The organism is Pseudonocardia sp. (genome assembly GCF_050246655.1).
GTDB lineage: Bacteria > Actinomycetota > Actinomycetes > Mycobacteriales > Pseudonocardiaceae > Pseudonocardia.
Map to the genome: position 1 here is coordinate 33,607 of NZ_JBFWVQ010000017.1, position 12,042 is coordinate 45,648.

Annotated in this window: 11 protein-coding genes; 3 read left to right on the top strand and 8 right to left on the bottom strand. The window is 75.0% G+C overall.

Annotation, left to right across the window (positions count from 1 at the left end; genetic code table 11):
* Positions 1–211: hypothetical protein (locus AB7J25_RS08755; protein ID WP_428507021.1), on the bottom strand; the 211-nt coding region annotated here is incomplete at its 3' end.
* Between AB7J25_RS08755 and AB7J25_RS08760 the strand changes: the two genes are divergently transcribed.
* Positions 210–1,670, top strand: a complete 1,461-nt coding sequence (locus AB7J25_RS08760; protein WP_428506949.1) for an FAD-dependent monooxygenase — start codon at positions 210–212, stop codon at positions 1,668–1,670. The two genes, AB7J25_RS08755 and AB7J25_RS08760, sit on opposite strands and share 2 nt — an antisense overlap.
* A gap of 36 nt (positions 1,671–1,706) precedes the next feature.
* Here AB7J25_RS08760 and AB7J25_RS08765 read toward each other — a convergent pair whose 3' ends face one another.
* Positions 1,707–2,936 (bottom strand): DUF222 domain-containing protein, encoded by a 1,230-nt coding sequence (locus AB7J25_RS08765; protein ID WP_428506951.1) that lies wholly within the window; start codon positions 2,934–2,936, stop codon positions 1,707–1,709.
* Between the two features lie 240 nt (positions 2,937–3,176).
* Between AB7J25_RS08765 and AB7J25_RS08770 the strand changes: the two genes are divergently transcribed.
* Together AB7J25_RS08770 and AB7J25_RS08775 are read left to right on the top strand one after the other, a co-directional pair.
* Positions 3,177–4,271, top strand: coding sequence for a hypothetical protein (locus AB7J25_RS08770; protein ID WP_428506953.1), 1,095 nt, complete (start codon positions 3,177–3,179; stop codon positions 4,269–4,271).
* Complete coding sequence (locus tag AB7J25_RS08775; RefSeq protein WP_428506955.1) at positions 4,271–4,615, top strand: hypothetical protein; 345 nt, start codon at positions 4,271–4,273, stop codon at positions 4,613–4,615. Before AB7J25_RS08770 ends, AB7J25_RS08775 begins: the two co-directional genes overlap by 1 nt.
* Positions 4,616–4,632: 17 nt before the next feature.
* On the opposite strand, the gene AB7J25_RS08780 is transcribed toward AB7J25_RS08775, so the two are convergent.
* Genes AB7J25_RS08780 through AB7J25_RS08805 form a run of 6 tightly spaced genes read right to left on the bottom strand, consistent with a single transcriptional unit; the run spans position 4,633 to position 12,025 of the window.
* Positions 4,633–5,121, bottom strand: a complete 489-nt coding sequence (locus AB7J25_RS08780; protein ID WP_428506957.1) for a (2Fe-2S)-binding protein — start codon at positions 5,119–5,121, stop codon at positions 4,633–4,635.
* On the bottom strand, positions 5,118–6,005 hold the full coding sequence (locus AB7J25_RS08785; protein WP_428506959.1) for an FAD binding domain-containing protein: 888 nt from the start codon (positions 6,003–6,005) through the stop codon (positions 5,118–5,120). The genes AB7J25_RS08780 and AB7J25_RS08785 overlap by 4 nt, the downstream gene beginning before the upstream one ends.
* The gene (locus tag AB7J25_RS08790; protein ID WP_428506961.1) at positions 6,002–8,392 is read right to left on the bottom strand and encodes a xanthine dehydrogenase family protein molybdopterin-binding subunit; all 2,391 of its coding nucleotides are present in this window, start codon (positions 8,390–8,392) and stop codon (positions 6,002–6,004) included. Before AB7J25_RS08790 ends, AB7J25_RS08785 begins: the two co-directional genes overlap by 4 nt.
* On the bottom strand, positions 8,389–10,704 hold the full coding sequence (locus AB7J25_RS08795; RefSeq protein WP_428506963.1) for a xanthine dehydrogenase family protein molybdopterin-binding subunit: 2,316 nt from the start codon (positions 10,702–10,704) through the stop codon (positions 8,389–8,391). Before AB7J25_RS08795 ends, AB7J25_RS08790 begins: the two co-directional genes overlap by 4 nt.
* A complete protein-coding gene (locus AB7J25_RS08800) occupies positions 10,701–11,177 on the bottom strand; it encodes a (2Fe-2S)-binding protein (protein ID WP_428506965.1) in 477 nt (158 codons plus the stop codon). Before AB7J25_RS08800 ends, AB7J25_RS08795 begins: the two co-directional genes overlap by 4 nt.
* Complete coding sequence (locus AB7J25_RS08805) at positions 11,174–12,025, bottom strand: FAD binding domain-containing protein (protein WP_428506967.1); 852 nt, start codon at positions 12,023–12,025, stop codon at positions 11,174–11,176. The genes AB7J25_RS08800 and AB7J25_RS08805 overlap by 4 nt, the downstream gene beginning before the upstream one ends.
* Positions 12,026–12,042: the final 17 nt, after the last annotated feature.

Here is a 12,042-nt window from a genome sequence, read left to right on the forward strand (position 1 = left end):
TGAGGGCCACGCCGAGCGCCTGTGACGCGACGAGGCCGGCGCGGGTGGGCACGCCCGCGGGGTCGCCGACGAGGCCGGCGACCATCGGCGCCAGCTGCGCGGCGAAGATCGTCTGTGTGCGGGCGAGGGCCGCCTCGTCGTCCGCGACGGCGCTGCGCAGGAGCATCTGGAGGCCGTCGACGTCGCCCTCCCACCGGTCCAGCAGAGCCATGTCGGACACGGACGTCTGCATCGTCGGCGCCGGACCCACGGGCCTGCTGCTGGCGGGCGACCTCGCCACCGCGGGGCTGCGGGTCACGCTGCTGGAGCGGCGCAGCGAGGACTCCACCCTCACCCGGGCGTTCGTCGTCCACGCCCGCACGCTGGAGCAGCTCGACGCCCGCGGGCTCGCGGACGCGCTCCTCGCCCGCGGCCGCCGCGCGGACCGCTTCCGGGTGTTCGGCCAGGTGGCGGTCGACCTGTCGTCGCTGCCGGGCCGCTACCCGTTCATGCTGGTCACGCCCCAGTACGAGGTGGAGCGGGCGCTCCTGGACCGGGCGGTGCGCGCCGGCGCGACGGTCGTGCGCGGCGCGGAGGTGACAGGCCTGCAGCAGGACGCCGACGGCGTCGAGGTGACCTGCGCGGACGGCTCCCGGGTGCGCGCCGCGTACGCCGTCGGCACGGACGGCCACCACAGCGCCGTCCGCCGCGCGCTCGGGCTGCCCTTCCCCGGCCGCGCCGCCGCACGCTCGCTCATGCTCGCAGACGTGCGGATGACCGACCCGCCCGCCGACCAGCTCACCGTCAACGGCAAGGAACACGGCTTCTGCTTCGTCGTGCCCTTCGGCGACGGCTGGTACCGCGTCATCGCCCGCGACCGGCGCCGTGAGCTCCCGGACGACGCGCCCGTCACCCTCGACGAGATCGCCGCCGTCGCCCGGCACGTCTTCGGCACGGACTTCGGGATGCACGACCCGCGCTGGATGTCGCGCTTCCACTCCGACGAGCGCCAGGCGCCGCACTACCGCGTCGCGCGGGTGTTCCTCGCGGGCGACGCCGCCCACGTCCACTCCCCCGCGGGCGGCATGGGCATGAACACCGGCCTGCAGGACGCCGCCAACCTGAGCTGGCGGCTCGCGGCGGCGGTCCGCGGCGTCGCGGACCCCGATGCGCTGCTCGACGGCTACGAGCGGGAGCGCCACCCCGTCGGCCGCCTGGTGCTGCGGATGAGCGGCGGCCTCCTGCGCGCCGCGATGCTGCGCTCCGCACCCGCGCGTGCGCTGCGGGACGCGCTGGTGCCGCGGCTGCTCGCCGTCCCTCCGATCGGGCGCCGCATGCGGATGCTGCAGAGCGGGATCGGGATCGCCTACCCCCGGCCCCGCGGAGCGCACCGGCTCGTCGGGACGCGGGCGCCGGACGTCGTCGGGACTCGCACCGGCACGGGCGGCACCCGGCTGTACGAGGCGCTGCGCGCCGGCCGCTTCGTGCTGGTCGCGCCCGCCGGCTTCGCCGGCCCCGTCACGCTGGCAGCACCGGTCACGCCGATGCTGGTGCGCCCGGACGGCTACATCGCCTGGGCGGGCGAGACCCCTGAGGGCCTCGACGCGGCCCTCGCCGCCCATGGCGCCGTGCTCGACGGCCTGCTCGACGCCGGCTCGACGGTGTGCTCGACGGCGCACCCGGCAGCGTGATCGACGGGGCGGCACCGGCCGCTCCGCGGCAGCCCCTCACCCTGCCCTGATCCGTGTCGGATCGTGCGCTCGGCCGAACGGCGGGGTGATCGTGGCGGTGGGTGTCGAGTGGTAGCGGTGGCCGGTGGGTGTGGTGGTGATGACGGTGTTGCCGGTGCTGTCGACGACGTGTGCGGTCCAGCCGGGGGTTTCGCGGGTGTGGTTGTGGAAGGCGCACAGGCCGCGTCCGTTGGTGAAGCTGGTGGGGCCGCCGTGGGTGTGGCGGTGGATGTGGTCGAGGTGGCGGATGGGGGCGTCGCAGTGGGGTTCGCGGCAGCGGTGCCCGTCGCGGGCGCGGATGAGCTCGGCCAGGGTGCCGGTGAAGGCGCGCCGGCGGGAGTCGCCGCCGATGATGATGCCGTCGCGGGTGAGCAGCCGCCGCCACGTCTTGCGTGCGGTGTTGTCCAGGATCCGCTGTGTGGGGAGGGGGCCGTGGCCGGGGATCTGTGCGGGTAGCGGGCTGGTGGGGTCGAGCAGGGCTTCGACGGGTACCAGGATCTGGATCTCCGCGGGCACCGCGTCGGGGGTGGCCCGTCCGGTGAGGCGTTCGACGAGGGTGTCGGCCATGACCTGCCCGCGGCCGCGGGTGAGCGGCTCCGGCGAGGCGGCAGCGTCCTGGGCGGCGCGGGCGAGGGTGGCGTAGCAGGCGACGGCCTGTTCGACGGGCAGGTGCGCGGTCAGGTCGGCCATCCCGTCCGCCGCCGGGCGCACGGTGACCCGCCGCCCCGAGCGAGCGGCGCGGCAGCGCCGGGCGAACCCGTCCGGATCCGCGGCCGCGGCGAGCGTGCGGGCGAGGTCGTGGATGCGCCGCACCCCCAGCGTCTCGACCCGCCGTTCGGCGAGCTGGCGGTCCACCTCCGCGCGGGCGTCCTCGTCGAGGTGGCTGGTGGCGGCGATGATCGTGGCGACCTGGTACTCGCCCAGCTCCCCGGCCGCGAACAGCGCCCGCACCCGGTCGTGCCCGGCGTGCAGGTCCCGCGCCACCCGCAGCCGCCGTCGCGCCTCGACCGGCGCGACCCGACAGGCCAGCCCGACCTGCGCGACGATGCTGCGCTCCAACCCCTCCAGCTGCCCCGGCTCCACCCGCCCATCGGCGGTCTGCGATGCCACATGCGCTCGGGCGAACTCCCGGATCGCCTCGGCCTGCCGGGCCGCGATCCGGTTCTTCAACCGCTCCAGACGCGCGACCTCCTCCACGAGCCGCTGCTCCGGAAGGGCTGCCGTCATGCGTCCGATCGTACCAGCTCACAGCACTGATTGCGAACACATGTTCGAATACTGAGTGGATCTCGAGGCGGTGCTTGCAGCGTGGCCGCGGAGCTCACGGCCCCCGGCGGCCGACACGGTGTGTCGTCGCTGACGCTCGGACCGGCGTCGCGCCCGGTTCGCCGCCGCCACGCCGCACGTTCTCGTTCTCGCGCCACCCCCCCGTGGGATCCTGGCGGCTCCACGTCGACAGGGGGTCCCGTGGCCGAACCCATCCCCGGCCCGGAGGCGTTCACGGCCCGCGGCCGGGACGCGCGGCTGAGCCAGGCCGCGATCGTGCTGTCCGTGGGCGCCGCGGCCGCAGGTGTTCCGGAGCGCGTCGACGAGCCGGAGGCGCTCGGCCTGCCCGCCGCCGTCGACGCCCTCGGGCGGGCCGAGCCGGTCACTCTGGACGAGATGGCCGTTCCGCTGGATCCCGCGGTCGCGCGGCGGCTCCCCGAGCCCGACCTGCGCCTGCCCGGGGACGCGGGCGCCGCGCTGATGGCCGAGATCGCGCAGCGGCCCGACCCGGTCGCGGCGGCCGCGCTCGTCGAGGTCAACCTGCACAGCGAGAGCCGGCTCGTCCGCACCTCCGCCGCGGTGGCGGCGATCGACACCACCGGCCCCCGTGACGACGTCGTCGCCCAGCTCGTCGACGGTGCCTCCCGCGGCGACGCGCTGACCCGCGAGATCGGCCGGATCGGGCTGGCCCGCGTCGATCCGCAGCACGAGGTGCTGCGCCACGTCACCACCCGCCCGTCACCCCGCACCGGCACGGACCGGCCGTCGCACACGGCGTTCCTCACCCACGGGACCTTCGCGGGACGGACGCTCTGGTGGCAGCCGGGCGGCGACTTCTACCGCTACCTCGACGCGCTCGCGCCCCCGCTGCACGTGCACGATCCCAGCTTCCGGTGGAGCGGGCTGTACTCCGACGGCGCGCGCAGGCTCGCCGCGCAGCAGATGGCGGACTGGGCGGTCGACCAGGGCCTGCACCGCCCGGACGTGTTCGCGCACAGCCACGGCGGCACCGTCGCGAACCTCGCCACCTGGCGCGGGCTGGAGATCGACCGGCTCGTCCTGCTGAGCTGGCCCGTCCACGGCGAGTGGTTCCCGGACTTCACGAAGGTCGACCGGGTGATCGACATCCGCGTGCACCTCGACCTGGTGATCATCGCGGACCGCGGCGGCCAGACCTTCCGCCCGCCCCCGGAGCACGCCGCGAAGGTCACCTCGCACGTCAACGGCTGGTTCGAGCACGGCGACACCCACGATCCGGCCTACTGGGAGCAGCACACGCTGCCGGGCGTGCTCTGATGGCCGGGTTCGGCCTGCTCGCCGCGGGCGTCACCTGGCGCTGGTCCGGGCTGCGGACCGCAGGGAACACCCTGGTCGACGCGGCCGACGGCGGCGACGAGACGGGACGGGTGCTCGCCTGCATCCTCCTCGTGAAGGCGGGCGACCGCTCCGTCCCGCTCGTCACCGAGGCGCTGCTCGCCGGTCGCGGCGGCCCCGATCTCGTCGACGTGCTCGCGAGCATCGGGAGCCCCCGCGCGCGGGCGGCGCTCGACGAGGTCGCCCGCGACGCGTCGGCCGAGTGCCGGGCCGCGGCGCAGGACGCGTTGCGCACGCTGGACCGGATCGAGAACGGGGACGGCTGACCCCGCGTCACGACGGGTCAGCCGCGCATCCGGCGCGCCGCGTCCAGCACCGAGGTGACGATCGCGTCGTATCCGGTACACCGGCAGAGGTTGCCCGAGAGGCACTCGCGGACCTCCGCGGCGTCCGGCTCGGGGTTCTCGTCGAGCAGCTCCGTCGCCGTCATGAGCATCCCCGGCGTGCAGAAGCCGCACTGGAGGCCGTGGTTGTCCCAGAACGCCTCCTGCAGCGAGTTCAGCTCGCCGCCGCCCGACAGGCCCTCCACGGTCGTGATCGTCGCCCCGTCGGCCTGCACGGCCAGCATGAGGCAAGCCCGGGCGCTGCGGCCGTCCACGAGGATCGTGCACGCGCCGCAGACGCCGTGCTCGCAGCCGAGGTGGGTGCCGGTGAGCCCGCACCGGTGGCGGAGGAAGTCCGCGAGCGTGAGCCGGGGCTCGCAGTCGCCGGTGTAGACGTGGCCGTTGACGGTCACGGAGACCGCCATGGTGCCGATCGTGTCCTCGTTCATGCCCGCACTCCGCTCCGCTCGGTGCTCCGGTGGACAGCCACCCCGATCGCCCGCTCCACGAGGAGCCGGGCCATGTCCCGCCGGTAGGACGCCGGGGCGTGGACGTCGTCGGTGGGGCGCACGCTCGCCGGGACGGTGTCCGCGGCGGCGGCGATCGCCTCGGCGGTGGGCGCCTGCCCGGCCAGGACGGCCTCGGCCGCGTGCAGCCGGACCGGCACCGAGTCGACGCCGCTGGCACCCAGGCGCACGAGGTCCACCGTGCCGTCCGCGGCGAGGTGGACGGCCGCCACGGCGCCGGCGATCGCGAAGTCCCCGTGGCGGCGGGCCAGCTCCTCCACAGCGACCCCGGTGCCCTGCGGGAGCCGGGGCAGGCGGACGGCGACGAGCAGCTCGTCGGGCTCCAGCGCGGTGGTGAAGGTGCCGGCGAAGAAGTCCTGCGCGGCGATGGTGCGGGTGCCGCGCGGGCCGTCCACCTCCAGCTCGCCGCCGAGCGCGGCGACCAGGCAGGGCAGCTCCGCCGCCGGGTCGGCGTGCGCGAGGCTGCCGCCCACGGTGCCACGGTTGCGGATGGCGACGTGGCCCACGTGGCGCAGCGCCATCGGCAGCAGCGGCACGGCAGCGGCGGCGACGTCGCTCAGCTCGACGTCGCGCTGGCGCGCCATCGCCCCGATCACGAGGCTGCCGTTGTCGGTCGCGACGGTGTCGAGGCCGGGCACCCGGTTGATGTCGACCAGGACGGACGGGCGGGCCAGCCGGAAGCTCATCAGCGGGACGAGGCTCTGGCCGCCCGCCAGGACCTTGGCCTCCGAGCCGTGCTCGGCCAGCAGCGCGACGGCCTCCCGCGCGTCGGTGGCGCGGGCGTAGCGGACGGGTGGCGGCTTCACGTCGTGGCCTCCGGGGTGCGGGCCTGCGCGGCGCGGATCAGCTCCAGCAGGCGTGGCGGGGTGATCGGGAACCGGGTGACGGTGACGCCGAGGTCGGCCAGCGCGTCGTCGACGGCGCTCGCGACCAGCGAGACGCCCGCGATCGTGCCCGCCTCACCCACCCCCTTGATGCCGCCGGGGATGTCGGGCGCCGGGGTCTCGGTGTGGAAGAAGTGGAACGGCGGGATCTCCATCGCCGTGGGCAGCAGGTAGTCCATGAAGCTCGCCGTGCGCAGCTGGCCCTCCTCGTCGTAGACGAGCTCCTCCAGCAACGCACCGCCGAGGGCCTGCGCGAGCCCCCCGGCGAGCTGGCCGTCCACCAGCATCGGGTTGATCACCGTGCCGCAGTCGTGGGCCTGCAGGCAGTCCAGCAGCGTCACCACACCCGTCCCCCGGTCGACCTCGACCAGCAGTGCGGTGCAGCCGTAGGAGGTGGCCATGTTGGGCGGGTCGAAGACGTCGACCTCCTCCAGGGTCGGGATCTCCGCCTCCGGCATCCGGTCGAGCAGCCTGCGGTAGGCGGCGTCCCCGATGTCGCGGGTGGTGACGGTGCGCCCGGAGGTGCCCGCCACCCCGATCACGCCGGCCTCGATCTCCAGGTCCTCCGGCGAGGCTTCGAGCAGCTCGGCGGCGACCCGCAGGATCTTCGCCTTGAGCCGCCCCGACGCCCGCAGGATGGCCGCCCCGCCCAGCGGTGCCGCCCGGCTGCCGCCGGTGCCGTAGCCGGTGTAGGGGCAGGAGTCGGTGTCGCCGGTGACGACGACGACGTCCTCCATGGGGATCGCGAGCGCGTCCGCGGCGAGCTGGGCGTAGATCGTGTGCGTGCCCTGCCCCATGTTGATCTGCCCGGAGTAGACCGTCACCTTGCCGATCGAGTCCATCCGGACGGTGACCTCGTCGAAGCCGGAGTGGGCGAGCCCGACGAGGTTGAGGATGCGGCTGGGGCCGTAGGCGCTCGGCTCGACGTGGAAGGAGTACCCGATGCCGACCGAGCGCCCCTCCGCGCGGGCCGCGGCCTGCCGCTCGCGCCAGCCCAGCTCGTCCACCTTGCTCATCGCGAGGTCGAGGCAGCCGGGGTAGTCACCGCTGTCGTAGGTGAACGCCACCCCGCTGAAGAAGGGGAACTCGTCGGGCGTGGGGAAGTTGCGACGCCGGATCTCCGCGCGGTCGATGCCGAGCCTGCGGGCGGCGATCTCGATGAGCCGCTCGTGCACGATGTTGCCCTTCGGCACCCCCCAGCCGCGGTAGGAGCCGTACGGTGCCCGGTTGGTCATCACCGCCGTCACGGTGAGGTGCAGGTTCGGGATCCTGTAGGGCCCCATGCAGGTGAGCACGGACGCCCACGGCGGCCCGCTCCCGACGGTGCCGAGCGCCCCGCCCAGCACGCCGTAGGAGACGCCGCGCAGGCCGAGGATGGTGCCGTCGTCACGCAGCGCCATCTCGAAGTCGAGGCGCTGGTCGCGCGAGTGCGAGGTGGCGAAGAAGCTGTCGGCCCGGTCCTCCAGCAGCTTCACCGGGCGGCCGGTGCGCCGCGAGAGGACCGCGGCGACCACCTCCTCGCCGTAGAAGTCGAACTTGTTGCCGAACCCGCCGCCCAGGTTCGGGGTGCGCACGCGGATCTTGTGCACGGGCACGCCCAGCACCTCGGAGAACAGGTCGCGCGCGAGGTTCGGCGACTGCGTCGACAGGTGGACGTCGACGGTGCCGGCGAACGTGTCCCACTCGACGATGCAGCCCCGCGGCTCCAGCGGGCAGCCGAACGCCCGGCCGTGGGTGAAGCTCTCCGAGACCACGAGGTCGGCCACCGCGAACGCCGCGTCCGTGTCGCCCTGGGTGTAGGTGAGCGAGCCGCTCACGTTGTCCGGCCAGTCCTCGTAGAGCCTCGGGGCGTCCGGGGCGAGGGCCGCGTCGAGGTCGGCCACCACCGGCAGCGGCTCGTACTCGACCTCGATCAGCTCCAGCGCGTCCTCGGCGACGTAGCGGTCCACGGCCGCCACGGCGGCGACCGCCTGGCCCACCCAGCGCACCCGGTCGGTGGCGAGCGCGTGGGTGCGCGCGATCCGCTGGTCGGGCAGCGGGAACCAGATCACGGGCTGCTCGCCCGCCACGGCCGCGAGCTCGGGCCCGGTCAGGACGTCGAAGACGCCGGGCAGCTCGCGCGCCCGGCCTGCGTCGATGCGCGTGATGCGGGCGTGGGCCACCGGGCTGCGCAGCACGGCGGCCTCGATCATCCGGGGCACCGTCACGTCGTCGACGTAGCGACCGCGGCCCGCGAGCAGGCGCGGGTCCTCGGTACGCCGGACGCGGCTTCCCGTGTACGTGGTCCTTGTCGGTTCGACGATCGTCATCGCGGCAGCTCCTCACCGTCGCCGGCCGCCTGCAGCGCGGCGAGCACGTCCTCGGGGGTGATCGGGATGTCGTCCAGCGGTCGGCCGATCGCGTCGCTCACGGCGTTGGCGATGGCCGCGGCGGGCAGCAGGACCGGCCCCTCCCCGACCCCCTTCGCCCCGTACGGGCCGTCCGGGTCGGGGTGCTCCAGCGGGAGGAACTCGACGCGCGGCACGTCGCCCGCGAGCGGGAGCCGGTAGCTCTCCAGCGTCCGCTCGACGTAGCGGCCGTCCCCGCCGACGCGCAGGCTCTCGTGCAGCGCGTAGCCGACGCCCTGCGTGACCCCGCCCATGACCTGCCCGTACGTCCCGTCCGGGCTGATCACCCTGCCGACCTCCTGCGCCACGACGTAGCGCAGCACCCGCACCGTGCCGGTGACCGGGTCGACCTCCACCTCGGCCAGGTGCACGTGGTAGGTGGGCGTCGGGAACGACGGCAGCATCAGCCCGGTGGCGCAGCCCGGGTTGAAGTCCGGGAACGGCGTGACGAACGACCCGGTGCCCTGGATCGGGCCGACCGTGTTCGTCGCCGTGGCGGCGACCATCGCGATCGGGACGCTGGTGCCCGGCGCCCCCGCGACCCGGACCGTGCCGTCCGCGACCTCCAGGTCCGCCGCGGAGGCCTCCAGGATCCCCGCCGCCACCTCCTTGAGCTTCTCGACGACCTCGTCGGCCGCGATCATCGACGCCTTGCCGACGATCCGCGTCGTGCGGCTGCCCTGCGAGCCCGCGTCGAACCCGGCGACGTCGGTGTCCGGGAGCGTGACGAACACGTCCGACGGCGGGATGCCGAGCCGGTCCGCCACGATCTGGGTGACGCCCATCGAGACCGCGCCGGAGCCGTTGTCGGTGGCCGCGGTGACCACCGTGGCGGTGCCGTCGTCCTGGATCTTGACGACGGCCGTGCCGGGCATCGGGTTGGTGAGCCACCACGCCGCGGCGATCCCGACGCCGCGGTGGGGCCGCCGCGCCGCCTGCAGCTCCTTCCACGGGGCCACGGCCTCCACGGCGTCGAACGCCTCGCGCAGGATCCCCGCGTCGTGCAGCACCTGACCGTTGAGCAGCTCCTCGCCGTCGTCGAACAGGTGGCGGCGCCGGTACTCCATGCGGTCCGCGCCCAGCTCGGCGGCGATGTGGTCCATGTGCCGCTCGACGGCGTGGTAGAGGTAGGTCCCGTTCACGCCGCGGAACGCGCCGGTGGGCGTGGTGTTCGTGTAGACGAGCCGGGCCGCCACCCGGGTCGGCCCCGCGCGGTAGACGCCGCGCGCGCAGTGCAGCGCGATGCTCGCGAGCCACGGCATCTCGCCGCTGTAGGCGCCGTTGTCCGCGATCACCTCCAGCTCACGGCCGATGATCGTGCCGTCCGCGTCGAGCGCTGAGCGGATGCGCGTGACCGCCCCCTCCCGGCTGGGGCAGGTGATCAGGTCCTCGGTGCGGGTGTTGACGAGCTTCACCGCGCGGCCCCGGAGCGAGCGCGCCAGCACGGCCGCGTACGGCTCCAGGGCAGCGTCGAGCTTCGCGCCGAAGCCGCCGCCGATGGTGTGGCCGACGACGCGCACGGCCGAGGTGCGCACGTCGAGGAACTGCGCCACCCGGTCGCGGACGTTGTAGGGGAACTGGTGGGCGGTGTGGATCGTGTACCGGCCGTCGCGGTAGCTCGCGACGGCGCTCTTGGGCTCGATGTAGGCCTGGTACTGGCGTTGCACCCGGTACTCGTCGGCGACGATCCGGTGGGCGCGGGCGAACGCCTCGTCCACCCCGGGCGGGTCCGAGACGGACTCGGCCGCGAGGTTGCCGTGGCGCGGGTAGTCGGCCGCCGGGCCCCCGGCCGGGACGTAGCTCGCCCAGTCCGGGTGCACCAGCGGCGCGTCCGGTGCCAGCGCGGCGTCGAGGTCCACGACCGCGGGCAGCGGCTCGATCTCCAGCACGATCGCGGCGACGGCCGCGCGGGCCAGCTCCAGCGTGTCGGCGGCGACGGCGGCCACCGGCTGCCCCTCGTAGCGGACCCGGTCGCCGGCGAACAGCCGCTGGTCGCGCAGCACCCAGCCGGCGTAGGCGTCGGGCGCGTCGGCCGCGGTGACGACGGCGTGCACGCCCGGCATCGCGGTCGCGGGCGAGGTGTCGAGCCGGGTGATCCGGCCCGAGCTCACGGGGGACCGCAGCAGCGCCCCCCAGACCATGCCGGGCTCGGCGTGGTCGATGCCGTAGACGGCCTCTCCGGAGGCCTTGGCGCGCCCGTCGGTGCGGGGCACGCGCTCGCCGATGACGGTCATCGCCCGTTCCTCCCCGAGATCGTGACCGCGACCGCGTCGAGGATCTGGCTGTAGCCGGTGCAGCGGCAGATGTTGCCCGCGAGTGCGGTGCGGACCTCCTGCTCGGACGGCGCGGGGTTCTCGCGCAGCACGGCCACGAGCGTGGTGAGGAACCCGGGGGTGCAGAAACCGCACTGCACGCCGCCGGCCGCGACGAAGGCGGCCTGCAGGTCGCGGCCGAGCGCGTCGTCCGCCAGGCCCTCGACGGTCTCGACGGAGCGGCCCGCGGTGGCCCCCGCCGCGTAGATGCAGGAGTCGACCGGCAGCCCGTCCACGAGGACGGTGCACGCGCCGCACTCGCCCTCGTTGCAGCCCTCCTTGGTGCCGGTCAGCTGCAGCTCCTCGCGCAGCACCTCCAGCAGCGGGGCGGCCGGGTCGGTCGCGACCGTCGCCCGCCTGCCGTTCACGGTGAACGTGACGTCCACGATGCTCATCCCTCCGCTCGCTGCGCGCAGATCTGCACGGCCCGGCCCACCAGGCCCGGGATCACCCGGCGCCGGTACGCGGCGCTGCCGCGCACGTCGTCGACGGGATCGATGTCGCCGAGCAGGGCGTCCGCGGCGGCCCGCACCGCCTCCGCCCCTCCCCGGCTGCCGACCAGGGCCGCCTCGGCGGCGGTCGACCGCACCGGCCGCGGCGCGACGGAGGCGGCGGCGACGCGCGCCGCGGTGATCGTCCCCGCCCCGTCGAACGTCAGGCGCATCGCGAGCCCCACGATCGCCACCTCCATGGCGCTGCGCCTGCCGACCTTCAGGTACACGTCCCCGCTGCGCGGTGGCGGCGCGGCCAGCGTGACCGCGGTGAGCAGCTCGTCCGGGGACCGGTCCGTGGCCCGCCTGCCCACGACGAAGCGCTCCAGCGGCACGCTCCGGCCGCCCGTGGCGCTGCGCAGGGTCACCTCGGCGTCGTGCACGAGCAGCGCGGGCAGTGTGTCCGCGGCGGGCGAGGCGTTGCAGACGTTGCCCCCGAGGGTGCCCACGGCCTGCGTCTGCAGCCCGCCCACGGTCCCCGCGGACTCGGCGACGGCGCGGTACCCCGTGCCGAGCGCGCCGGTCGCGAGCGCGCGGTGGGTGACGAGCGCGCCGATGCGGGTCGAGCCGTTCGACCCGACCGTGCGCAGCTCGGCGAGCCGTTCGATGTGCAGCAGCAGCGAGGCGGCGATCTCCCCGCGGCCGAGCTGGATCATCACGTCGGTGCCGCCCGCGAGGACCTGGCACCGCTCACCGTGGCGCGCCAGCACGTCGAGCGCCCCGTCCAGCGAGTCGGCGGCGTGCAGCTCCATGGCGCCTCCTTCCGTCG

Excerpts from the sequence above, each read along its gene's own strand:
- AB7J25_RS08800 (WP_428506965.1), bottom strand. The coding sequence starts at position 11,177 with ATGAGCATCGTGGACGTCACGTTCACCGTGAACGGCAGGCGGGCGACG.
- AB7J25_RS08795 (WP_428506963.1), bottom strand. The coding sequence starts at position 10,704 with ATGACCGTCATCGGCGAGCGCGTGCCCCGCACCGACGGGCGCGCCAAG.
- AB7J25_RS08760 (WP_428506949.1), top strand. The coding sequence starts at position 210 with ATGTCGGACACGGACGTCTGCATCGTCGGCGCCGGACCCACGGGCCTG.
- AB7J25_RS08780 (WP_428506957.1), bottom strand. The coding sequence starts at position 5,121 with ATGAACGAGGACACGATCGGCACCATGGCGGTCTCCGTGACCGTCAAC.
- AB7J25_RS08775 (WP_428506955.1), top strand. The coding sequence starts at position 4,271 with ATGGCCGGGTTCGGCCTGCTCGCCGCGGGCGTCACCTGGCGCTGGTCC.
- AB7J25_RS08790 (WP_428506961.1), bottom strand. The coding sequence starts at position 8,392 with ATGACGATCGTCGAACCGACAAGGACCACGTACACGGGAAGCCGCGTC.
- AB7J25_RS08805 (WP_428506967.1), bottom strand. The coding sequence starts at position 12,025 with ATGGAGCTGCACGCCGCCGACTCGCTGGACGGGGCGCTCGACGTGCTG.
- AB7J25_RS08765 (WP_428506951.1), bottom strand. The coding sequence starts at position 2,936 with ATGACGGCAGCCCTTCCGGAGCAGCGGCTCGTGGAGGAGGTCGCGCGT.